This window comes from Hymenobacter norwichensis DSM 15439, from assembly GCF_000420705.1.
GTDB classification, from domain to species: domain Bacteria; phylum Bacteroidota; class Bacteroidia; order Cytophagales; family Hymenobacteraceae; genus Hymenobacter; species Hymenobacter norwichensis.
On sequence record NZ_ATVL01000007.1, the window covers coordinates 270,306 to 292,707 of the forward strand.

Below are 22,402 nucleotides of genomic sequence, written 5' to 3' on the forward strand. Positions count from 1 at the left end.
ATTGTGCCCAAACGCGGGTCGACTTACCTGTTCTGCTTATGCCTAGATACATACTCTTGTTGTCTACTGGTCTACTAGCCACCATAATTACCGCTCGCGCCCAAACTACCTCAATCCGCAATGACTTGAGTGCTATCCGCTACGACCGTGCGGACACGCTGCGGGCCGTGCAGCACCTTTTCATGCAGCGCTCCAAAGCTACCCGCGACTGGCTGGAAACGGGCGTGGGCATACTGGCTTCGGGGGTAGTGAAAAAGACAGTACTGGCCGCTTCCGGTTTGAAGAGAGAAGAAAAGGAATACTACCGGGGCCTCCAGCAGGAAGCCAACGAGGATTTAGTGGTTGGTAGTTTGCTGGCAGGTTACGGGATTTTCCGCCTCAGTCGTTTCGGGCCGCAACAATATCAACGCGTGATGGATGTTTACGCCCAAGGTGGCCCGCTGCCCCAGTACCTCTCGCGCCGGCTCAAGACGAAGTTCTTTCGACTGCTGCCTTCGTAATTCTAATTAATGGCCTATTTGGCCGCTAGCAGCAACACCTTCCACGCTTCCAGCAACTTCCCTTCCTCTAGCAACTGCTTGCCGAGTAGCATGAGTTGCTGCCGCTGCTCGGTGGGGTTGCCGAAATGCTGTTGGAGTAGGACGCTTACCAACGGGTCGTGCTTGAACTCCTGAACTTGCTCGGGGGTGGGAATGGCGGTTTGCTCGATGTTGGCGAGGCGGCCCAGGTTGTTGCCGGTGAGGATGTCGGAGGTCCGGATGTGTTCGGGTAGCTGGTCGATGCCGATGCCCAGGTTGCGGTTGGGTTTGGGCACCGTGAACAAACTTTCGGGCGTAACGCGGCTGTACCAGTCGCCGGCGAGGCGGGCGACGGCATCGAACTTATGCGGGTCGATGCCAGGGCCGGAGTCTAGTAGGATACTCTCGCGGAAATGGGCCTGCACGACGCGGCAAATTACGAGGTTGCCGCCGCCGTTAGAATCTCCAATGGCAATAATCTGTTCCACCACGCACTCCAACGACACCGGGCACTCGGCCACGCGCGGCGGGCGCACTCTGTCGGAGGCTAGCTCGGTGAGGCCGGCTTTCACGAACTCATTCACGCCCCGCCCATACTCCGTGCTGGCCAACGACATCTGCTCCACCACGGCGTAGTCGCAGATGTTGACCACGCACTCGGGCACCTCGCGCACGTTGAAGAGCGTGTGTTTCTGGGTGTTGTCGCGGACGCGGTTGGCCGGCGAGAAGATAAGCGTGGACGGGTTGGAACTGAACACGTTGAAAAACGAGTACGGGCTCAGATTCACTTCACCCGCCGCCGAAATGGTACTGACAAAGGCCACCGGCCGCGGCGCTACGGCACTCAACAGAAACTGGTGCCACTCCGGCCCCGGCAACGTGCCTGGCGTAATCGTACGAAAAGAAGGTAGATGTGCTGATGTGCTCATGTATGTGATGTCCTGATGCTAATGGAGAATTGCCAGGTTATAGGAGGGATTATAAACCGTAAATCACGGCTACTTCCGGTTGATCAAGTAACAATCAACACGTCATCAATTAGCAAATCGAAAAATCAATTCGTCCAGGCGGTGGGCACGGTGGGTTTGCCTTGCAGGGGGAGCGTAATGATGAATTCGCTGTACTGGCCGGGCTGGCTCTCCACTGCTATGGTGCCGCCGTGGCTGCGCGTGATGATGTCGTAACTCACCCACAAGCCCAGGCCTACGCCTTCGCCATCGGGCTTGGTGGTGAAAAAGCGCTGAAAAATAGCCGACTGCGTTTCTTCGTTGATGCCAAGGCCATTGTCGCGCACCCGGATTTCCACCTGCTCGCCGAGGTTGCGGGTTTGCAGCGTAATCTGCGGTACGTAGTCGTCTTCGGTGGTTTGCTGCTGGCGCTTGTGCACGGCGTAAAAGGCGTTGGTAAACAAGCTCACCATCACTCGGCCGAGTTCCTGCCGGACCACCGGCATCATCGGCAGCGTATCATCAAGGTGGGAGAAGAGAGCAGAGTTAAAGTGGCGGTTTTTCAGGCGCAGGTCGTGGTAAGTGAGGCGCATGTACTCGTTGGTCAGCAGGTTGAGGTCGGTGGGCTGGCGCTGGGCTGGGCCGGTGCTGGAGTAGTCGAGCATGCTGTTGACGTAACCCTCGGCCCGCTGGCAGTGCTTTACAATATCCGACTGATACTGACTCAAATTCTGAAACATCTCATCGATAATCTGTTGATCATCAATGGGTAATAATACCTTGGCTAGCTCTTCGCGCAGCTCTTGGCACAGACCCACGCTGATGGCCGCAAAGTTCTTCACGCTGCTTATCGGGTTCTTGATTTCGTGCGCTACGCCAGCCATCAGTTCACCCAACGAGGCCATTTTTTCGCGGAGTACCAGTTGGCTCTGGGTGGTACGCAGCTCCTGCACCATGCGGGCTAGGGTGTCGCGCTGCTGCGTTAGCTCCATTTTCTGCTGGTTCACCCGGTCGTTGAGCAGGAGTAGGCGCTGGTTGGCTTTGCGTTGCTGATACGTGTAGCGCCACAAGGCCAAGGCCACTAGCAGCGAAGCTCCCAGCCCGGCCCATAGTGCGTAGGTACGGGCCTTTTCGGCAAACTGAGCACTTTCCTCTTCCAACTGTCCTAAACGCTGCTGCTCGGCAAAGCCAATAGCATCGAGTTGCTTGATACGTTTGGGGTTTTGCAAGCTGTCCTGGGCCGTGAGCATGATGCGCAGGTATTTGAGGGTGCTGTCGTTTTGCTGTCGGGCTTGGAAAGCATCGGCCAACAGCCGGCTCGTGCGCAGTACTGCCACCACAAAGGGCAGACTCTGGCCCACTGTCAGGGCCTTCCGCGCGTAGAGAATGCTGGAATCGGGTTGCTGGCGCTTGTGGTAGAGCTCGGCCATGTATTGAAAGGCCCGGCAGCGGCTGCGCAAGTCGTTTTCGGGCATGGCAGCCTGGGCGCTGCGGTGATAGTAGCGTAATGCCTGGCCCTGGTAGCCCAGGGCAGCTTGCAGCAGCCCTAGTTCCCGCAGAACATAAGGCCTGGGGTTGCCCCAGCAACTCCAGCCGGCGGCCGGCGGGGGCTGAGTAAGAACAAAGGCTTTATGTAAATAAAAGGCTGCCGAATCGAGTTTGCCCAAACCTTCATAGCTGGCTCCGATGTTAGTCAGAACACTGGTCAACTGCGAAACATCGGTGATGTGCCCTAGCCGGTAGTTTTCCTGAGCCCGGAAATAGTAGCTTAGTGAAGGACGAAAATCGTCGAGGGCGAAGTACAGCAGCCCGGTTTGGTTGAGGATGCGGGCGGTGCCTTCGTAATCCTGGGCGGCTTTACACAGCTGCAAAGCCCGGAGGTTGAGCCGTAACGCGGCCGGCAGGTTGCCCCGCTCCGACAGCAGAATGGCCAAGCGGGACAGGCAACGGCCTTCGCCTTTGCCGTAGCTGATGCGGCGAGCCAGCTGCAAGCCCTGCTTGGCGTACCACCGCACCGAATCGAAATGAGAATAGCGGTACGTGGCACTTAGGTTGGCCAGCAGCAGCACCCGGCTGGTGTCGGAAGTGGCCTGCGCCAAGGCTTGCCGCACGGTTGCCGTTTGCGGGCTCTGGGCCGTTGCCCAACTGAAGGGCAGCAGTAAAACAAGCAGAATCCCGGCGAGTAATCGTGAAATCATGTGAAAAGGTACGAATAGGAAATACGCTATGCATTACCGGCTTTCAAAGCTGAACAGTTTCCGGTAAACCCTGGTCGTAAAAATCTGGCTTGCCTGGTAGGATGCAACTGGTTTGATCGAGAAAATCCGGCACAAGTTCTCACTAACCGTGTTTAGCTTGCTTATATATTGCCAACTCTCTGTTCAAGCTCCTGCTATGTTTTGCCGTTTCAGTTGCGTTCTGTTGCTTGTGCTGCTCGTTCAGCCGGCGTATGCTCAGCGTGTTGAAAAACCAAATACGGCCGACTCCAGCCGGTTGCGCCAGCATTTGCTGGCCCTTATTGGTACGCCGCAACCCCGCAACTACCAGCACCCCGCTAGCCTAGCGCAAGCCGCCGACTACATTCGGCGTGAATTGCAAGCAGCCGGCGCCCGCAGCACCGACCAGCCCTACGCAGTGCAGGGCCAAACCTACCGCAACCTGATTGGCAGCTTCGGCCCCGAAACCGGTCCGCGCCTTATTATTGGGGCGCACTATGATGTGTGCGGCGAGCAGCCCGGCGCCGACGACAACGGAACGGGCGTGGCGGCGCTGCTGGAACTGGCCCGACTGCTCGGGCAGCAACCTAGCCTGCCGTACCGTATTGATTTGGTGGCCTACACGCTGGAAGAGCCGCCATTCTTCCGGACCCAACAGATGGGTAGCTATGTGCATGCGCAGGCCTTGCACACGGCTGGCGTGCCGGTGCGCGGTATGGTGGCGCTGGAAATGCTGGGCTACTACGATGACCGAAAGCACAGCCAACGCTACCCGTTTGGCCCGTTGAAATTCATCTTCGGGAGCCGGGGCAACTACGTAACGGTGGCGCAGAAATTCGGGAATGGTCGCTTCGGGCGGCAGTTTGCGCGGCAATACAAGGCCACCGCCGCCTTACCCGTAAAGCGGTTTAAGGCGCCGGCCTGGCTGCCTGGCATCGACTTCTCCGACCACCTCAATTACTGGCAGTTCGGGTTTTCGGCGGTGCTACTCACCGATACCGCCTTCTACCGCAACCAGCACTATCACCAGCCCACCGACACCCTCAACCGGCTGGACATGCACCGCCTGGGTTTGGCCGTAGATGCCGTGCTGGCCACGGTGCTGCACCTCTAAACCTGCCTATCCCTGAACTGTGCGCCCCAAGTAACGTAAGGGGAGCCGCACGCTCACCAACTTTTTCTGGTGCCGTTGGCAAGGTCCATGAAAAGATTATTGGTTGTAGTAGGAGTACTAGCGCTGAGTAAGGCGGGTTTCGGGCAAGCGCTTCCCCGCCTGCTCGACCACAACACGCTAGGATGGGTGGTGTATTCCGGCGACTTGCAAGTGAGCGAGAAGTGGTTTTTGCACACCGAATACCAACTACGGCGCGTGCAGCTGTTAGGGACGCAGCAACAGCACTTGGCCCGGCTAGGAGTGGGGCATCAGCTCACCAACCGCGTAACGGTAAGCGGTGGCTATACCTACTTTCAAACCCACGAGTACGGGCGCTACCCCACTGTGATGGGCCGACCCCAGCCGGAGCACCGGCTCTATGAAGATGTGACCTTAAGCGACGAGCTAGGCCGCCTGCAACTCGCGCAACGTCTACGGCTGGAGCAGCGCTGGCTCGGTACGCGGTCCGACGAAGGCGCTGGTTCCGTCCAAGACTGGGATTATCAGCACCGCATCCGGTACCAGCTCAGCGGCAGCTTTCCGCTGCAAGGCCCTACCATCGACAACGGCGAGTGGTACCTGAATGCTTTCGACGAACTCTTCATCGGTTTCGGGCGCAACGTGGGCAACAACGTGTTCAACCAAAACCGAATTTCAGGCGGCCTAGGCTACCGATTCACTGACCACGCGAAGGTCGAGCTGAACTACCTCAACCAAGTAACCCAGCACGCCGACCCCGACCCGGTTTCCGGCCGCCCGGTGTTCGAAATTAACAACGGCGTCCGGCTCAATATCCTCTATGACCTGGACTTCACTGACGCTGCCCACTAATCAGCTAGTACGATTTTTTCAACTGTCCTACCCATACCCAACCTGTCTGCACAACCAAGTATTGGCTGCCGTCCTCAGACTGCCAAAGGTAGTTTGGCCGCTGTAGCGTCCAAGCCGGCCAGCCGTCCGGATAGTCATAGGCATCCACAAAAATTTCCCAAGGGTAGGTATGCCACGCTAATTGATTAATGCCGGGCAACTGCCGGTATTCTAAAGGCAGGGCCGGGCCAGTGGGGTCGGAGTCACCAAACCTTTCTTGGTAGTTATTCAAGTGTTTCCCAGTGCTTACTGCTACTTGTGAGCTGTGCGCAAACTCTGGCCCCACCAGCCAGATGGCGGCATAGTAAGGCTCTGGTAAGGACGTGAGGGACGGTTGCCACGCCAGAAAGGTGGTAAGTAGATGCTGAACGGCTAACTGTTGGACTTGTTGTGGCGGCTGCCGGTGGTGCCAATGCCATAGATGTAGCCCTAGCTTCTCGTAGTAATAGTGGTTTTTCTGAAGAGTAGCAATGGGCAGTAGTGGTGCCAAATGGCTTTCCCGCTGCAACCGTTTCAGATGTCGCTTGCCGCCGCGAATTTTGCGCTTGTCGGTTCGGTAGTGAGTGCTACGGCGGCGAGGTTTCATATAGCTGATGTCAGGTGTATAATTAAATACGATGTTGTTTTTGCTAAAATACTATATCTTTACTAACTTGGTATAGTTTGTAAGTAAGTGTTTACTCACTGGTGTATGGAACAGGTTGTTTGCCCGAAGTGCGAATCAAAGGAGGCTACTAAAAGTGGCATTGTAGGCGGGCGGCAGCGCTATAAGTGCAGAAACTGCGGCTACCACTTCTCGGTAGCGAAGGTGGGTAAAGAAATTAACTCCTACTATGTTATCAAGGCATTGCAGCTGTATGTGGAGGGATTGAGCTACCGGGAGATTGAACGGCTGCTAGGGGTGAGTCACGTGAGCGTAATGAACTGGGTGAAGAAATACGGTATGAAGGCACCTCGCCAGACTGAGTATCACCCAACCTATAAAATTCTCAATCAGAAGGAATTAGCCGAATATTTTCAGCACCCTGAGAACCTGAAAGATGCCGGTTTGGTGGTAACTGAGCTCGGAGATAAGTACATGATGATTCGGTGGGAGCGGTTCCGGCAGGCGTAAGCCTATAGCACTTAGCGAAAATATAGCCAGCGTGCTGGTTCTATAGGAAGGTTTTGCTATTTGGTTGGCCTGAAAGGGGAGGGTGGCTGTAATAGCGCTGTCTTTTTCTTCGGGCATTTACCAATTCCCACGCATCACTTCCCCATCCCCATGCGAAACACTCGTTACGCACTTGCGCTGAGCGCATTGGTAGCAGCTACCGGCGCTTCGGCTCAGGTAGTTACGCCGCCAGCTGGCCAGGCCCCGCCGCCTGCCGCTCCGGCCCCGCCGCCCGCCACGCCGGCCCCCACCAAGCCAGTGCCGTATGGGCCGGGCATGAAAGTCAATATCTCGCCCGACGGCTCTAAATACCTGCGGTTTCTGCTTTGGTCGCAGATATACACCCGCTACAACGAAAACAACACGGGCACCCTGCGGGCGCCCAATAAGCCCAAGGAAAGCCAGGTGGATTTCGGTATTCGCCGCTCTCGGATGGTGATTCTGGCGCAGCTCAACCCGCGCTTCCTGATCTACACGCACCTGGGTATCAACAACCAGAACAATTTAAGTGGGGGTCTGAATGCGGCTACCGACGGCAAGAAGCCGCAGCTGTTCATTCATGAGGCCGTAACGGAGTACAAAGTTAACAAATACCTCAACCTAGGGGGGGGGCTGCATTACTACAATGGCATCTCGCGCCTGAGCAGCGCCAGTACTACCAGCATGCTGGCCATGGACTTCCCGCTCACCAACTTCCCCACCATCGATGCCCTCGATCAGTTTGCACGGTGGCTGGGCGTGTTTGCCAAGGGCCGCGTCGGAAAGTTCGACTACCGCGTATCGATGAGCGACCCGTACCTGACCAACCTGCCTACCAACGCCAATTACGTGGTGGGCGGCGTGCAAACCGGCAACCCGCTGGGCCTGGGTGTGAACCGGACTACGCTGGACCCACCCCTTATTACCACCAACGTCGGTACTAACACGGCGCAGTATAACCCGCAGAACACCAGCCATGTGTATCAGGGGTATTTCAGCTATAATCTCTGGGAGCCGGAAGCCAACCTGTTGCCTTACTACCAGGGTACTTATCTAGGAACCAAGAAAGTGCTGAGTCTCGGAACTGGCTTCATGTACAACAAGGATGGTATGTACTCGCGGCCGACCAGTAGCAGCGTACCCTTGAGCAGCCTAACGCCCGGCTCCGATTTGTACACCGCTGTGCCAACCCGGAAGCACGATATCAAGCTGTTCGGGGCCGATGTGTTCCTCGACATGCCAATTGATACGGCCTCGCGCACAGCTCTGACCGTGTACGGCGTGTACTACAACTACAATTTCGGGCCGAACTACGTGCGCTACGTAGGGGCCGAAAACCCCGGCTACGGCACCCTGGCTACTCGCGGCAACGCCGTACCACAGTCGGGAACGGGCAATTCCCAATACCTGAATGCCGGGTTTCTGCTACCCCAGAACACCCTCGGCCCCAAAGCCCGGCTGCAACCTTACATCGCCTACCTGCACAGCAGCTATGAGGGCTTGCGCAAAGACAACGGCGAACGGGCCGGCGTGAACGTGTACGATGCCGGCGTGAACGTGCTGCTCGATGGCCACAATGCCAAAGTAACGCTCAACTACCGTGCCCGCCCCGATTTCACCGTCCCCAACGACGTGAAGTACCGTCCCGAAATCACCTTGCAAACGCAGGTATTCCTCTAAGAAGTGAGATGTGAACTAGTGAGATGATGAGTTTGGCGCTTGAACCGCACCACTTGCGCAAATGATGCCAGCAAAACGTCAAACTCACTATTTCACCACTTCGCTATTTCACCAACTCGTCTCACCTTCAAAAACTCCCTTCCTTATCATGAACCAAAACCTCCCCAACCGTGACTCCGGGGCCTACTCCGGGGCGGCTCCTCTAGCTGGCGCTACCGATGCCTCGCTGGAGCACGACAACAACGCCGTTTCGTCCAGCACCATATGGCAGGTAATCACCGCCTCGTCGGTGGGTACCGTTATCGAGTGGTATGACTTCTACATCTTCGGTTCGTTGGCGGCCATCATTGGGCCGGTGCTGTTCGGGCAACAAGGGGATTTGACCAAGTCGCTGTTGGGTGCGCTGGCCATTTTCGGGGCTGGTTTCGTGGTACGCCCGTTTGGGGCCGTATTCTTCGGCCGCATCGGCGACATGATTGGGCGCAAGTACACGTTTCTCGTAACGCTGCTGATTATGGGCGGCGCTACGTTCGTGACGGGCCTGATTCCGAGCTATGATTCCATTGGCATTGCCGCACCGCTTATTGTGGTGGTGCTACGGCTGTTGCAAGGCCTAGCCCTGGGCGGCGAATACGGCGGTGCAGCCACTTACGTAGCCGAATATGCCCCCGATAAAAAGCGCGGCTACTTCACCAGCTTCATCCAGATTACCGCCACCGGCGGCCTCATCCTCAGCATTTCGGTGATTCTGATTACCCGCAAAGCCCTCGGCGAAGATGCCTTCAAAGAGTGGGGCTGGCGCATTCCGTTCTTGCTGTCGGGCCTTTTGGTTATTGCTTCCTACTACATCCGGCGCAAGCTGCACGAGTCGCCGCTGTTTGCTAAGGCCAAAGCCACAGGCACCACCAGCAAAAGCCCCCTGCGCGACTCGTTCGTGAACCCCGTGAACCGCCGCTTGGTACTGATTGCGCTGTTCGGCGTGACCATGGGCCAGGGCGTTATCTTCTACACCAGCCAGTTTCAGGTGTTCACCTTTATGAACGCCACGCTCAAGCTTGACATCGTTGATTCCAGCGTGATTATGGTGGTTTCCATGCTACTGGCTACGCCGCTGTTCGTGTACTTCGGCTCGCTTTCGGACCGGATTGGCCGCAAGCGCATCATCATGACCGGCATGATTTGCGGGGCTTTGTTCACTGCGCCGCTTTTCTATGGCATCAAGGCGTTTGCCGGTCCGCTCACCGAAATAACCCCCGCCACCATTGATGCCGCTGGCAAAGCCGTACCGGCCGTTATGAAGGCCCTGACACCCAACTTGCCCGCCATGATTGCCCTCACGTTCTGCCTAGTGTTATTCGTGACGATGGTGTACGGCCCCATTGCAGCTTACTTGGTGGAACTGTTCCCAACCAAAGTGCGCTACACGTCTCTCTCAGTGCCATACCACATCGGCAACGGCATTTTCGGGGGCTTCGTGCCGCTGGTAGCCACCTCTATTGGGGTATGGGCCGCTGCGCAGCCGGAAGGTACATTCTCGAAGGAGCACAGCAGCCTTATTGGCCTGGTTTACCCGATAGTTGTCGCCTTTGTCTGCTTCGTTATCGGCATGATCTACGTGAAAGACGTGCGCAACGTGCGCCTGCTGGAAGACGGTTCCGGCGACACCCATTAACCGGTTGCTGGCACCGAAGGAAAGGCTTGCCGTCCGCCAACTTTTCTAGTTGCATCAACCAAGAAAAGTCCGTTGGGCCCCGGCTCAGCGGACTTTTCTGTTGGTAACCCAGTTGTCATTCCGACGCAGGAGGAATCTGAGTTATCCATAATTTAACGATTCCACTCAGATTCGTGCTGGGTCGGAATGACAAGCCTACAACAACCAATTCCCACCCTTAAAATCCCCACCTCATGCTACCCATGTCGCCACAGGAACAGGCCGAGCAACGCCGCGGGCAGCGGCTCTTGTTTGTGACCCTGCTGTTCGGAGTACTGCTGAATTTCCCGCTGCTAGCCGTTTTCAACCACAACGGCCGGGTAGGGGGTATCCCGGTGCTCTACCTCTACGTGCTGCTCACTTGGGTGGCCCTGGTGCTACTCACCACCCGGCTGGTTCAGAAGAGTAGCTGATTGGTGAAATTGTGAGATTGTGAAATGGTGAGTTTTACGTTCCGTTGGCCCCATTTGCGCAGACTGCGCGGCTAAAACGTTAAACTCACTATCTCACAATTTCACCACCTCACAATTTCACATTTCATGTCCAAGCTGCTGGTTGTTTGCTTTTCGTTCGGCTATCTGGCGCTGCTCTTTTGGGTGGCGTACGCGGCGGAGCGCAGGGCAAACTCGGGCCGGAGCAGCCTAGTGAACAACCCGTACGTGTACGCCCTGAGCATGGCCGTGTACTGCACCGCCTGGACGTACTACGGTTCTGTGGGGCGGGCGGCGCATTTCGGGCTGGAGTTCGTGGGTATATACCTGGGGCCCACGCTGATGGCCCCGGCCGCGTGGCTGGTATTGCGCAAGCTGATTCGGGTGTGCCGATTGCAGCGCCTCACCTCCATTGCCGACTTCATTTCGGCCCGTTATGGCAAAAGCGCTGCGCTGGGGGCTCTGGCTACGGTGGTGTGCGTGCTGGGGGTAGTGCCGTATATCTCACTGCAAATCAAGGCTATTGCGGCCTCCTTCGACATCATGACCCGCGGTACCACGGCCCTGGAACTGCCGCTAGAAGGTGCGGCGGCCAGTACGGCTCTGTACACCACCGTGGCGTTGGCGTTTTTCACCATCATCTTCGGAGTACGCTCCATTGAGGCCACCGAGCGGCACGAAGGCATGGTGCTGGCTGTGGCCTTGGAAAGCCTGGTGAAGCTAGTAGCCTTTCTGGCTGCCGGCCTGTTCGTGGCCTACGGGTTGTTTGATGGCATCGAGGACATCTTCACCCAAGCCGCGGCCGTGCCCGACCTAAGCCGGCTGTTTACACTGGACGGCGCGGGCACCAGCAGCGGACAGTGGTTTACGTTGCTGATATTGAGTATGGCCGCTATTCTGCTGCTGCCGCGGCAGTTTCAGGTGTCGGTGGTGGAAAACGTGAACGAAGACCACCTGCGCAAAGCCATGTGGCTGTTTCCACTGTATCTCATCATCATCAACCTATTTGTGCTGCCGCTGGCTTTCGGCGGCCGGCTGCTCACTGGGGCTAGCTTCGATGCCGATACGTTTGTGCTAGCCTTGCCCTTGCAGGCCGGGCACCCGTGGCTGGCGTTGTTTATCTACATCGGGGGGCTGTCGGCGGCTTCGTCCATGATTATCGTGGAAACCATTGCCCTGAGCGTAATGATGAGCAATCATCTGCTGATGCCGCTGCTGGTGCGTATTCCTACAGCCCGCGCCGAAGGACCGCGCTGGTTTGCTTATCTAGGGCAAGTGGCCCTGAATAGCCGCCGGCTGGCCGTGGTGTTGGTGCTGCTGCTAGCTTACGGCTACTACACGGCGGTGGGGCATCTGCTGCCGCTGGTGAATATCGGGCTGGTGTCGTTTGCGGCGGTGGCGCAATTTGTGCCGGTGGTGCTGGGCGGCTTGTACTGGCGCGGCGGGAACCGGCAGGGAGCCACGGCGGGTATTCTGGCGGGGTTTGTGGTGTGGTTTTTCACGCTGGTGGTGCCTACTATGGTGGGGCCGGGTATGCTGGATATCACGCTGCTGTCTGATGGATTGTTTGGACTGCACGGGTTGCGGCCGTTTGCGCTGTTTGGGCTCGAAGGGCTGGACTATCTGTCGCACGGCCTGTTTTGGAGCTGGTTTTTCAACATCGGCTTCTACGTGGGCATCTCCCTATTGCGCGGCCCGTCGGCGCTGGAACAGCGGCAGGCCGACAGCTTCGTAGGCGTGTTTCACTACCGCAATGTGTTCGAGGGGCCGGCTGGCTGGCAAGGCGCCGCACCGCTGCCCGACGTGCGCGAACTACTCACTGGCTTCCTCGGTAAAAAGCGGGCAGCACAGGCCCTTAAGGCATTTTCTGAGCGGTTTCCTGATGCGCACCCCGCCGACGACGTAACCCCGCCCCAAGCCGACCCGCGCCTGCTGGCCTATTCCGAGAAGCTGCTGGCCGGTAGCATTGGACCGGCGTCGGCGCGGTTGCTGCTGGCGTCGTCGGTGGGGGTGGAGGACATCAGCTTCGACAACGTGGTGGGCATTCTGCGCGAAAGCCAGCAGTTGCTGGAAGTGAACCGCCAGCTCCAAAAGCAGCAGCGGCAGCTCCAGCGCCTCACCGACGAGTTACGCGTGGCCTACGACCAGCTCCAAGTTCTCGACCACGACAAAGACGAATTTCTGGCCACTGTAACCCACGAACTGCGTACCCCGCTGACCAGCATCCGGGCGCTGTCGGAAATCCTGACCGATAATCCCGACCTCGACGAAGAGGAGCGGCACCGGTTCCTGCTCACCATCACCAAGGAGTCCGAGCGGTTGGGCCGGCTAATTACGCTGGTGCTGGACCTGGAGAAGTACGAATCGGGCAAGGCTACCCTCGACCGGAGCCCCCTCGACCCGGTGGAAATTGTCAACGACGCCATCGAATCGGTGGGGCAGTTGCTGCGTGACAAGCAGATTCAGCTGGATGTGGCCGTGCCGCCTGGTTTGCCCCAGCTCTCCGCCGACCGGGACCGACTGATGCAAGTGCTAGTGAACCTGCTCAGCAACGCCATCAAGTCGTGTAGGGCCGATGGGAGCGGCCAGATTCGAGTAGCCGCTGAACTGCCCGAACCCGCCGCTGGTGCCCCGGCCACGTTGCGCCTTGTGGTGCAGGACAACGGCAAGGGCATCGAAGCGGCGTTCCACACGCTCATTTTCGACAAGTTTTTCCAAGCCAAAAACCAAACCATGCGCAAGCCCGAAGGCTCGGGTCTGGGTTTGGCCATCACCAAGAAAATAGTGGAACTGCACGCCGGCCGCATCTGGGTGGAAAGTGAGCCCTACCAAGGCGCCCGGTTCTCGGTGGAGCTACCCGTTGGTTAATTAGTAATTGATAATTAGTAATGAATAATGGCATGTCCCAGCCCTTCAAAGCCTCCTTAATCACTCAATCAGAACGGCGTCGAATCAATTATTAATTTCTACTTCTTAATTACTAATTGAAAAATGGCACACATACTAATCGTTGATGATGAGCCTAATATCGTGATGTCGCTCGAATTCCTGATGCGCAAAAACGGCTACGCGGTGAGCATTGCCCGCAACGGCACCGAGGCCATCGAAGCCGTAGACCGTGCGCCGGTGGATGTGGTGCTGCTTGATATTATGATGCCCGACGTTGACGGCTACCAAGTATGCCGGTACATTCGGGCCCGTCCCGATAGGGCCGGTACGCGCATCGTGTTTCTGTCAGCCAAAACCAAGGAGGCCGATATTCAGAAAGGTTACGAAGCCGGCGCCGACCTCTATATTCCCAAGCCGTTCAGCACCCGCCAACTCATGGCCAAAGTGCAGGAACTGCTCGTAAAACCATCCGTCAGCTAATTTCCTTCGGGTTTTCTCCTTGATACCGGGCCTCAAGCGGCGCCGGCTGTAGCGGGTGCTTCACCCCCTGAATACGACACTCATCAACTTACTACTCACCATTTCACCACGTACAAAATGCCCGACGCACCCACGAAACACGCCCGTATCCGCACGCTGGAAGAGTACCACGACGCCTACCGCCGCAGCCTTGAAAACCCCGAGCAATTCTGGGCCGAGGTGGCTGAGCCGTTTACGTGGCGCCGCAAGTGGGATAGGGTGGTCAACTCCGACATGGCCGCCGGTACAAACGAGTGGTTCGGGGGCGCCCGCCTCAACATCACCGAAAACTGCCTGGACCGCCACCTGGCCAACCGCGGCAACAAGCTGGCCATCATCTGGGAGCCCAACGACCCCAAAACCCGCCACGTCCGCCTGACCTACCGGGAACTGCACCAGGAGGTATGCAAATTTGCTAACGTGCTGCACAACAACGGCGTGGAAAAAGGCGACCGGGTGTGCCTCTACATGCCCATGATTCCGCAGCTGGCCATTGCGGTGCTGGCCTGCGCCCGAATTGGAGCGGTACACTCCGTTATTTTTGCCGGCTTCTCCGCCAACGCCATTGCCGACCGGGTGAACGATGCCCAGGCTTCCGTGGTGCTCACCGCCGACGGCCTGAACCGCGGCGCTAAGCAGATTCCGGTGAAGCGCGTGGTGGATGAGGCCTTGGAAAGCTGCCCATCGGTGCGCCGCGTAATCGTAACCGAGCACCTGGGCTGGCCCGTGAACATGAAGGAAGGCCGCGACGTGTGGTACCATGAAGAGGCGGCAGACGTGGAGAAAACCTGCCCCGCCGAAGAAATGGAGGCCGAAGATCCGCTGTTCATCCTCTACACCTCGGGCAGCACGGGCAAGCCCAAAGGCGTGGTGCACAGCACGGCCGGTTACATGGTCTGGACCGACTACACGTTCCGCAACGTGTTCCAAATCGAAGAAAACGACGTGTACTGGTGCACCGCCGACATCGGTTGGGTAACGGGCCACACCTACTTGCTGTACGGGCCGCTGTTGGCCGGGGCTACTACCCTCATGTTTGAAGGCGTGCCCACGTTCCCATCGCCGGGCCGTTTCTGGGAGGTGATTGACAAGCACTCAGTGAGCATATTCTACACGGCACCCACGGCCATCCGCAGCCTCATGGCCTCACCGCTCGACCACGTATGGGCGTACTCCCTGGATTCGTTGCGGGTGCTGGGCTCGGTAGGCGAACCGATTAACGAGGAAGCCTGGCACTGGTACAACGACCACATCGGGAAGCGCCGCTGCCCCATTGTAGATACCTGGTGGCAGACTGAAACAGCAGGCGTTATGATTTCGGCAATGGCGGGTATCACGCCTAGCGTACCGGCGCGGGCCGGATTGCCCATGCCAGGTGTGCTACCCGTGCTGCTCAACCAGGACGGCTCCGAAGCGGAAGGCAACGGCCAGGAAGGCTACTTGGCCATCAAGCAAAGCTGGCCCGGCATTATCCGCACCACCTACGGCGACCATGAGCGCGCCCGCCAAACCTACTTCGCGCCGTACCCCGGCTACTACTTCACCGGTGACGGTGCCCGCCGCGACGAGCAGGGCCTCTACCGCATTATGGGCCGCGTGGATGACGTGATAAACGTGAGCGGCCACCGCTTCGGCACGGCTGAAATCGAAAACGCCATCAACGAAAACGACTACGTAGTGGAAAGCGCTGTGGTCGGCTACCCGCACGACGTGAAAGGGCAAGGCATTTATGCCTACGTAATTCTCAAAGAGGGCGTGCCCGAAGGGGATTTCGAGCGTAAGCGCATCGAAGAAAGCATCATCGAAACCATTGTGGCAGAAATCGGCCGCATTGCCAAGCCCGACAAGATTCAGTTGGTATCGGGGCTGCCGAAAACCCGCTCCGGCAAAATCATGCGCCGCATCCTGCGTAAAGTGGCGGAAGGCGACACCGCCAACCTCGGCGACACGACCACGCTCCTCGACCCGCAGATTGTGAATGAAATCATCAGCGGCAAGAAGTAGTAGAGTTTTTTAGTTAACAAAAACGCCCGCCCTGCAATAGGGTGGGCGTTTTTGTTGATTTGTGATACTATCAACTGCAAAATAAACCGTCATGCTAAGTTGGTCGAAGCATTGAGGTTTAGATGAAGCTAGCTTAGTTCTTGTACTTTGGCTTGTAAGTCTTGCTCTTCTTGGAGCCTGAGCTCAGCCAGATAGTAGCGCCAGCGGTTATGGCAGTCAAAACGGAAAGCTTCAGGATCAAGCTGCCGCGCTTGTATTTCCAGTCCATATCGTAGCCTTTCTCAGCCCAGATATTCGGGACTTTGCCTTTGGCCAAATCTTCCACCAAGCCTTCCACCATGTTCACTCGGTCAGCCAGGATTAGTGGGAGCCAGTGCAAGTATTCGTTTTCAGTGTACCGGAAAGCAAAGCGCCGGATCATGCCGCTCAGGCCCTTTGGAGGTTCCGGGGTACCATACACCGCCGATATGTTCGGCCGCTCAACTGAGCGCAGTACTTCCGTATCTACGGGTTGAAGGTTGTCAGGACGGTTTTTGGGGATAGGATCCTGAGTAGCGTTCATGCGGTTGCGCATGGGGTACGTCGGGTCGTTTTCGGGGTCGGCATCCACACCCCAGCCTTTGATCTGCCGTGGGTCGATGGGAGTATTTACTTTCGAGTTTTCCATGGAGCAGGAGGCGTTAGAGAGAAACGGTAGGGGGGAGCAGCACGGTTTTGATGCAGTTATCCATTTTGCCGGAGAACATGCGGTAGCCGTCGGCCACTTCTTCTAGCGGCAAGCGGTGCGTGATGAGGCCTTTCGGGTTGAGCGTACCATTCTGTACGTGCTCAATCAGCCGCGGCAGCAGACGCTTCACCGACGTTTGGTTGCCGCGCATCGTTAAGCCTTTGTTCATCAGGTTGCCAACCGGCACCAGGTTGTCGGTCGGGCCATACACGCCTACTACGGATATTACACCGCCCTTTTTCGCGGCGTTAATAGCCCAATGCAGTGCCGTAGCTGATCCCGCCTGCAACAGCAGCTTGCGGCCCGTAATGGTTTGCAGCGCATTGCCTTGCGCTTCAGCGCCCACGGCGTCAATCACGCAGTCAGCTCCTAACCAGTCGGTAATCTTCTTGATAAACAGCACAGGGTCACCGATTTCGCGGAAGTTGTAAGCTTCGCAATACGAGTAGTTGCGCGCAAATTCCAAGCGGTAATCCTCCTGGTCGATGATGATTACGCGGCCTGCTCCAAACAGCCAGGCGCACCGAGCAGCCATGATGCCAATGGGACCGGCTCCGAATACTACAACGGTATCATCTTTCTGAATACCCGCCATTTCGGCTGCCTGGTAGCCGGTCGGTACCACGTCGGTAAGCAGTACCGCGTCGTCGAGGTCCATGCCTTCCGGAATGATGGTAGGACCTACGTTGGCGTAAGGGACGCGGGCGTATTCGGCCTGGCCGCCATCAAAGCCGCCAGCGGTGTGCGAATAGCCGAAAATGGCACCTACAGCCGTGGCTTCCGTGTTGGACTCGTGGCAGTTGCCAAACATACCTTGACGGCAGAAGTGACACTCGCCACAGGCAATATTGAAGGGCACAATCACCCGGTCACCTACTTTTACTTTGGTGACGTCATTACCTATTTCCACGACTTCGCCCACAAATTCGTGGCCGAAAGTGGAGCCGACGCGGGTGTCGGGCACGTTACCATTATAGAGGTGTAGGTCGGAACCACAGATGCAGGCGCGCAGCACCTTCACAATGGCATCCTGTGGATGCTTGATTTCCGGCATGGGTTTCTGCACGGCACGGACCCGGCGGGGGCCCCGATACTCCATTGCTAACATAGCGTGTTTGGTTGAGGTAGGATGGGACGATTAGGCGGATATAGTTGAACTGCTCAAGCGGGCTGGTTGCTCTTGGCAACCAAAATGCTGGCTTTCACTCCGACTCAAGTTGTACTACTTCAGCTTGCTTACCGTTGCCGTAGAAGCCGCAAATCCGTGTTTGACGCGCCCTATCTGCGGTTAACACGGGGTAGTAGGTATAAATCCCTATCTGGTAGGACACCAAAAGCTATTGGCCTGTTGAGTGCCCGTAACCCTTATCAAACCAGACTAGGCCTGGTAGCTGGCGCTAGTTGTTGTGCGGCGCGCCGCTACCTTCGCAGCAACTACCGCCTTCATGCCCGACTTCCACATCCCGCCGCTCAACCAGGCCCTGGCCGCCGCCATCCAGTACAAAATCGACACCAAGACTAAGCCCCTGGGTGCGCTCGGGCAGTTGGAGCAGCTAGCCCGGCAAGTGGCGCTGGTACAGCAAACCCTAACGCCAACGTTGCGCAAGCCGCACCTGCTGATATTTGCTGCCGACCATGGCATTGCCGCTGAGGGCGTGAGCAAGTACCCCCAGGAAGTCACCTACCAGATGGTGCTGAATTTTTTGCGTGGCGGGGCGGCCATCAACGTGTTCTGCCGCCAGCAAGGCATTGCGCTGCACATCATTGATGCCGGCGTTAAAGGCAGCTTCGCCGATTTTCCGGCCGTGCGCAACCAGAAAATAGCCGCCGGTACCCGCAGCTTCCTCCGTGAGCCCGCCATGACAAGCATCCAGTGCGAGCAGGCACTAACCGCAGGCGCCCAACTGGCGCGGGAGGTGGCAGCTACTGGCTGCAACGTACTCGGCTTCGGCGAAATGGGCATCGGCAACACGTCGGCCGCCACCCTGCTCATGCACCGCCTCACCGGCCTGCCCCTCACCGACTGTCTGGGCCGCGGCACGGGCCTAGATGATGCGCAACTCGCCCACAAAGCCATCGTGCTAGCCGCTGCTACTAAAACCCACGCCCACGTAACTGCCCCGCTGGACGTGCTGGCCACGTTCGGCGGCTTCGAAATTGCCCAAATGACCGGGGCCATGCTGGCCGCCGCCGAAGCGGGCTTGGTGCTGCTCATCGATGGTTTTATTGCTACGGCGGCCCTGTTAGTAGCGGCGGCGCTGCACCCAACCGTGCTGGAATACTGCGTGTTCGGGCATCAGTCCGAGGAAAGCGGGCACCAGCAGCTGCTTCACTACCTGCACGCGCGGCCCTTGCTGAGCTTGGGGTTGCGGCTGGGGGAGGGTACCGGCTGCGCGCTGGCCTACCCGCTGCTGGTTGCAGCCGTGGGCTTCCTCAACGACATGGCCTCCTTTGAAAGCGCCGGCGTAAGTCAGGCTGCGGCGGAACCCATCGAGCCTACTATAACTGCCGAATGATGCGCCGCCAGATCGAGCTGTTTTTCACGGCCCTCATGTTTTACACCCGCGTGCCGTGCCCGGGCTGGGTGGGGCACTCCGAGGAGTTGCTCAACAAATCCACCATCTATTTCCCGCTGATTGGCTGGCTGGTGGGCGGGGTAGCCGCGGCTACCTATTGGCTGCTGCTGTATCTTTTCTCACCTGATATTGCGCTGCTGCTGAGCATGGTGGTCAGCATCCTGATGACTGGCGCCTTCCATGAAGACGGTTTCGCCGACGTCTGTGACGGGTTTGGGGGCGGCTGGACCCAACTGCGCATCCTCGAAATCATGAAGGACAGTCGCCTGGGAACCTACGGGGCCGCCGGCCTCGGGCTGATTCTGGCGTTGAAGTTTCTGGCCCTGAATAGCGTAGCCGCAACCCCAATGCCGGCCTTGCATTCCGTAGTACCGCTGTTGGTGGTGGCACACGCTCTGAGCCGGGGCACGGCCCTCACGTTCATCTACACCCACGAGTACGCCCGCGCCAACGAGGACAGCAAAGCCAAGCCGGTAGCCAAGAAGATCAGCCTAACAGAATTGCTGATTGGCCTGAGTTTCGGAGTCCTGCCGTTGCTGGCTTACGCTTTTTGGCTTCGCAACCCCTGGCTGCTGCTGGTGCTGCTGCCGCTTGCCCTTACCAAAACTTACTTGGGTAACTACTTCCAGAAGTGGATTGGCGGTTATACCGGCGACTGTTTGGGCGCAACCCAACAGGTAGCAGAGGTAGTGGTTTATCTGTTTTTCTGCGTTGTATGGAGATTTATCTAGTCCGCCACACCCGAGTGGCCACCGCCGCCGGTATTTGCTACGGCCGCTCTAATGTGCCCGTTGCCGCCACCTACCCCGAAGACGAAGCCGTTGTGCGTGCCCGCTTGACGCCAGTGCTGGCTGCCGGGCCAATAATAGCCTATGCGAGTCCGCTTAGCCGCTGCCGCCAACTGGCCGAAGCCCTGGTGCCGGAGCAGTTGGTCTTCGACGACCGGCTCATGGAGTACGACTTCGGGCGCTGGGAGCTGCAACCCTGGAACGACCTGCCGGCTACGGAACTCGACCCCTGGATGGCCGACTTCGTGCAGGTGTCTGCTCCCGGCGGCGAAACCTTCCAGGCCCTGCAAGACCGCGCCACCGAGTTCCTGACCGAAGCCCTTGCCGCCGCCGACCCCAACGCCACCATCGTTATAGTGAGCCACTCAGCCGTTATCCGCAGCCTCGTCTGCCACTGCCTGGGCCTGCCACTTTCCCGCGCCTTTCGCCTCGATATCGACTACGGCTCCATCACCAAAATACGCTACCGCCACGGCCAGTTCAACGTGGCCTACACCAACGGCTGACGCGGCTTATAGAAACTGTATATTACTTCAAGAGGTCTGTCATCCTGAGCTTGCGAAGGACCTTATTACATTAGAACAAGCCATTATCAAGCTGGGGGTTCATACCTGACAAGGTCCTTCGCAAGCTCAGGATGACAGACCTCTTGAAGTACAGAAAAAGGCCTGGCTCATTCGTGAGACAGGCCTTTTCCTTTGCAAACTAAAGTGAGAAGTACACTCGTTCTTTAGATGCTCGCGGCCGGTAGTACCGTGCCCGTTACCTCTCCGAAACCGATGCGGATGCCTTCCCGCTCGCAGTAGCCGCGCATGGTTACGGTGTCGCCGTCGAGCAGGAATTTGCGCTCCGAGCCGTCGGCCAGGGGTCGGGGTCGGGTGCCTTTCCAGGCCAGTTCCAGCATCGAGCCGAGCGAGTCGGGGGTGGCGCCGCTGATGGTGCCCGAGGCGTACACGTCGCCGACTTCCAGGTTGCAGCCGTTGCTGCTTTGGTGGGTGAGCTGCTGTGCCATGCTCCAGTACATGAGCCCGAAGTTGGAGCGCGACACCACAGTTTCCTCGCTGCCTTCGGGTTGGATTGCCACTTCCAGCTTGATGTCGAAGTTGTGCGGGTTCGACTGGGTCAGGTAGGGCAGCGGCTCAGGTTCCTGCACCGGCCCGGCCACCCGGAACGGCTCCAGCGCATCCAGCGTCACCACCCAAGGCGACACGCTGCTGCCGAAGCTCTTGCCCAAAAACGGCCCCAGCGGCACATATTCCCAGCTCTGGATGTCGCGCGCGCTCCAGTCGTTGAACAGCATCAGCCCGAAAATGTGGTCCTCGGCATCGGGCAGCGCCACGGTGGTACCAAGCTCGGTAGCCCGGCCCACCACAAACGCCATTTCCAGCTCGAAATCCAGCTGCTGCGACGGCCCGAAGGTAGGTGCAGTGGCATCGGGGGCCTTGCGCTGCCCGTTAGGCCGCCGGATATTGGTGCCCGATACCACAATGCTGCTGGCTCGGCCGTGGTACCCTATGGGAATGTGGCGCCAGTTGGGCAGCAGCGCGTTGGCCGGGTCGCGGAACATCATGCCCACGTTGGTAGCGTGTTCGATGCTGCTGTAGAAATCGGTGTAGTTCTGAGGCTTAATGGGGCGCAGCATGCGGGCCTCGCTCTGCCGCACTAGGCACTCACGCATCACCTCCAGGCTACTGGACAGGGCCGGGTTGTCGTGGCGCAGCAACTCCGATACGCGCTGGCGCACGGCCCGCCACGCTGGCCGGCCCAGGGCAATAAACTGGTTGAGCGAGCGGCGCCGGAATACCTTGGGCATTTTCGGGCCCAAATCGAGGTCGGAGAAGAAGCCAAACTGCGCTACGGCGTATAAATCCAGTACGTACTCGCCGATAGCCACGCCCAAATGTGGGCCTCGCTCGTCGGTTTCGAACACCCCAAACGGCAGGTTCTGGATGGGAAAGTCGCTGGTGGGCGGAATATCAATCCAGGAGCGGAGCGCCGGGTCGTTCAGGTTGGCCATGTTTCGGGTGGTTGTGGGTAGAAGCGGCAAAGGTAAAGCCGCCCGCTAAATGATGGATAAGCAAATTCTAGGATAAAAATTTGTTTAAATTATAATATGAGTATATATTATAATTTGAATTTTAAGCAAATTGCCGCTAAGGTTTCGGGAATAGCAGTGGCGGCAAGCATGCTACCGTTGGTATGATTGCCGCTACTCAGCCTACCTTCAGTAGCAGCAATACA

At 57.9% G+C, this 22,402-nt stretch carries 18 protein-coding genes and 1 pseudogene; 13 read left to right on the plus strand and 6 right to left on the minus strand.

Annotated features, from left to right (window positions below; genetic code table 11):
- Positions 1-38 precede the first annotated feature (38 nt).
- Positions 39-500, plus strand: coding sequence for a hypothetical protein (locus G536_RS0107305; RefSeq protein ID WP_157530473.1), 462 nt, complete (start codon positions 39-41; stop codon positions 498-500).
- Between the two features lie 14 nt (positions 501-514).
- On the opposite strand, the gene G536_RS0107310 is transcribed toward G536_RS0107305, so the two are convergent.
- Both G536_RS0107310 and G536_RS30450 read right to left on the minus strand, forming a co-directional pair.
- Positions 515-1,447: a flavin reductase family protein gene (locus G536_RS0107310; RefSeq protein ID WP_022822931.1), complete on the minus strand. Its 933-nt coding sequence runs from the start codon at positions 1,445-1,447 to the stop codon at positions 515-517.
- Positions 1,448-1,572: 125 nt separating this feature from the next.
- The gene (locus tag G536_RS30450; RefSeq protein WP_022822932.1) at positions 1,573-3,663 is read right to left on the minus strand and encodes a tetratricopeptide repeat-containing sensor histidine kinase; all 2,091 of its coding nucleotides are present in this window, start codon (positions 3,661-3,663) and stop codon (positions 1,573-1,575) included.
- 229 nt (positions 3,664-3,892) lie between these two features.
- Between G536_RS30450 and G536_RS0107320 the strand changes: the two genes are divergently transcribed.
- The gene (locus G536_RS0107320; protein WP_245575772.1) at positions 3,893-4,795 is read left to right on the plus strand and encodes a M28 family peptidase; all 903 of its coding nucleotides are present in this window, start codon (positions 3,893-3,895) and stop codon (positions 4,793-4,795) included.
- An 87-nt stretch (positions 4,796-4,882) separates the two neighbouring features.
- A complete protein-coding gene (locus G536_RS0107325) occupies positions 4,883-5,665 on the plus strand; it encodes a DUF2490 domain-containing protein (protein ID WP_022822934.1) in 783 nt (260 codons plus the stop codon).
- A 4-nt stretch (positions 5,666-5,669) separates the two neighbouring features.
- Here the strand turns inward: G536_RS0107325 and G536_RS0107330 are convergent, their stop codons facing one another.
- Positions 5,670-6,290, minus strand: coding sequence for a hypothetical protein (locus G536_RS0107330; protein WP_022822935.1), 621 nt, complete (start codon positions 6,288-6,290; stop codon positions 5,670-5,672).
- A 105-nt stretch (positions 6,291-6,395) separates the two neighbouring features.
- On the opposite strand from G536_RS0107330, the gene G536_RS0107335 reads away from it, so the two are divergent.
- From G536_RS0107335 to acs, 7 genes and pseudogenes are all read left to right on the plus strand, one after another.
- Positions 6,396-6,818: an IS1/IS1595 family N-terminal zinc-binding domain-containing protein gene (locus G536_RS0107335; RefSeq protein WP_022822936.1), complete on the plus strand. Its 423-nt coding sequence runs from the start codon at positions 6,396-6,398 to the stop codon at positions 6,816-6,818.
- A gap of 150 nt (positions 6,819-6,968) precedes the next feature.
- Positions 6,969-8,516: a hypothetical protein gene (locus tag G536_RS0107340; RefSeq protein WP_033369747.1), complete on the plus strand. Its 1,548-nt coding sequence runs from the start codon at positions 6,969-6,971 to the stop codon at positions 8,514-8,516.
- Between the two features lie 148 nt (positions 8,517-8,664).
- A complete protein-coding gene (locus G536_RS0107345) occupies positions 8,665-10,188 on the plus strand; it encodes an MFS transporter (protein WP_022822938.1) in 1,524 nt (507 codons plus the stop codon).
- Positions 10,189-10,430: 242 nt separating this feature from the next.
- Positions 10,431-10,640, plus strand: coding sequence for a hypothetical protein (locus tag G536_RS26755; protein ID WP_022822939.1), 210 nt, complete (start codon positions 10,431-10,433; stop codon positions 10,638-10,640).
- A 126-nt stretch (positions 10,641-10,766) separates the two neighbouring features.
- Entirely contained in the window at positions 10,767-13,526 is a 2,760-nt protein-coding gene (locus G536_RS0107355) for a sensor histidine kinase (protein ID WP_022822940.1), read from the plus strand.
- Positions 13,527-13,649: 123 nt separating this feature from the next.
- Positions 13,650-14,027: a response regulator transcription factor gene (locus tag G536_RS0107360; protein WP_022822941.1), complete on the plus strand. Its 378-nt coding sequence runs from the start codon at positions 13,650-13,652 to the stop codon at positions 14,025-14,027.
- A gap of 108 nt (positions 14,028-14,135) precedes the next feature.
- Positions 14,136-16,070 (plus strand): annotated as a pseudogene (acs, locus tag G536_RS0107365) (acetate--CoA ligase); the annotation flags it as partial.
- 133 nt (positions 16,071-16,203) lie between these two features.
- Here acs and G536_RS0107370 read toward each other — a convergent pair.
- Complete coding sequence (locus G536_RS0107370) at positions 16,204-16,737, minus strand: hypothetical protein (RefSeq protein WP_022822943.1); 534 nt, start codon at positions 16,735-16,737, stop codon at positions 16,204-16,206.
- 13 nt (positions 16,738-16,750) lie between these two features.
- Positions 16,751-17,905, minus strand: a complete 1,155-nt coding sequence (locus tag G536_RS0107375; protein ID WP_026879939.1) for a zinc-dependent alcohol dehydrogenase — start codon at positions 17,903-17,905, stop codon at positions 16,751-16,753.
- 337 nt (positions 17,906-18,242) lie between these two features.
- Between G536_RS0107375 and cobT the strand changes: the two genes are divergently transcribed.
- From cobT to cobC, 3 genes are read left to right on the plus strand one after another with little or no spacing between them, the layout of a single operon-like run.
- A complete protein-coding gene (gene cobT, locus G536_RS26760) occupies positions 18,243-19,313 on the plus strand; it encodes a nicotinate-nucleotide--dimethylbenzimidazole phosphoribosyltransferase (RefSeq protein ID WP_051166913.1) in 1,071 nt (356 codons plus the stop codon).
- Entirely contained in the window at positions 19,310-20,104 is a 795-nt protein-coding gene (locus tag G536_RS0107385; protein WP_342664755.1) for an adenosylcobinamide-GDP ribazoletransferase, read from the plus strand. Before cobT ends, G536_RS0107385 begins: the two co-directional genes overlap by 4 nt.
- Positions 20,089-20,667 (plus strand): alpha-ribazole phosphatase family protein, encoded by a 579-nt coding sequence (gene cobC / locus G536_RS0107390; protein ID WP_026879941.1) that lies wholly within the window; start codon positions 20,089-20,091, stop codon positions 20,665-20,667. Before G536_RS0107385 ends, cobC begins: the two co-directional genes overlap by 16 nt.
- Before the next feature lie 224 nt (positions 20,668-20,891).
- On the opposite strand, the gene fahA is transcribed toward cobC, so the two are convergent.
- Positions 20,892-22,178 carry a fumarylacetoacetase gene (gene fahA / locus G536_RS0107395; protein ID WP_022822947.1) on the minus strand — a complete coding sequence of 429 codons (1,287 nt, stop codon included), beginning with the start codon at positions 22,176-22,178 and terminating at the stop codon, positions 20,892-20,894.
- Between the last annotated feature and the right edge of the window lie 224 nt (positions 22,179-22,402).

Bases quoted from the DNA above. Each gene is read 5' to 3' on its own strand.
- G536_RS0107305 (WP_157530473.1), top strand. From the start codon at position 39: ATGCCTAGATACATACTCTTGTTGTCTACTGGTCTACTAGCCACCATA.
- G536_RS0107310 (WP_022822931.1), bottom strand. From the start codon at position 1,447: ATGAGCACATCAGCACATCTACCTTCTTTTCGTACGATTACGCCAGGC.
- G536_RS30450 (WP_022822932.1), bottom strand. From the start codon at position 3,663: ATGATTTCACGATTACTCGCCGGGATTCTGCTTGTTTTACTGCTGCCC.
- G536_RS0107325 (WP_022822934.1), top strand. From the start codon at position 4,883: ATGAAAAGATTATTGGTTGTAGTAGGAGTACTAGCGCTGAGTAAGGCG.
- G536_RS0107330 (WP_022822935.1), bottom strand. From the start codon at position 6,290: ATGAAACCTCGCCGCCGTAGCACTCACTACCGAACCGACAAGCGCAAA.
- G536_RS0107335 (WP_022822936.1), top strand. From the start codon at position 6,396: ATGGAACAGGTTGTTTGCCCGAAGTGCGAATCAAAGGAGGCTACTAAA.
- G536_RS0107340 (WP_033369747.1), top strand. From the start codon at position 6,969: ATGCGAAACACTCGTTACGCACTTGCGCTGAGCGCATTGGTAGCAGCT.
- G536_RS0107345 (WP_022822938.1), top strand. From the start codon at position 8,665: ATGAACCAAAACCTCCCCAACCGTGACTCCGGGGCCTACTCCGGGGCG.
- G536_RS26755 (WP_022822939.1), top strand. From the start codon at position 10,431: ATGTCGCCACAGGAACAGGCCGAGCAACGCCGCGGGCAGCGGCTCTTG.
- G536_RS0107355 (WP_022822940.1), top strand. From the start codon at position 10,767: ATGTCCAAGCTGCTGGTTGTTTGCTTTTCGTTCGGCTATCTGGCGCTG.
- G536_RS0107360 (WP_022822941.1), top strand. From the start codon at position 13,650: ATGGCACACATACTAATCGTTGATGATGAGCCTAATATCGTGATGTCG.
- G536_RS0107370 (WP_022822943.1), bottom strand. From the start codon at position 16,737: ATGGAAAACTCGAAAGTAAATACTCCCATCGACCCACGGCAGATCAAA.
- G536_RS0107375 (WP_026879939.1), bottom strand. From the start codon at position 17,905: ATGTTAGCAATGGAGTATCGGGGCCCCCGCCGGGTCCGTGCCGTGCAG.
- cobT (WP_051166913.1), top strand. From the start codon at position 18,243: ATGCCCGACTTCCACATCCCGCCGCTCAACCAGGCCCTGGCCGCCGCC.
- G536_RS0107385 (WP_342664755.1), top strand. From the start codon at position 19,310: ATGATGCGCCGCCAGATCGAGCTGTTTTTCACGGCCCTCATGTTTTAC.
- cobC (WP_026879941.1), top strand. From the start codon at position 20,089: ATGGAGATTTATCTAGTCCGCCACACCCGAGTGGCCACCGCCGCCGGT.
- fahA (WP_022822947.1), bottom strand. From the start codon at position 22,178: ATGGCCAACCTGAACGACCCGGCGCTCCGCTCCTGGATTGATATTCCG.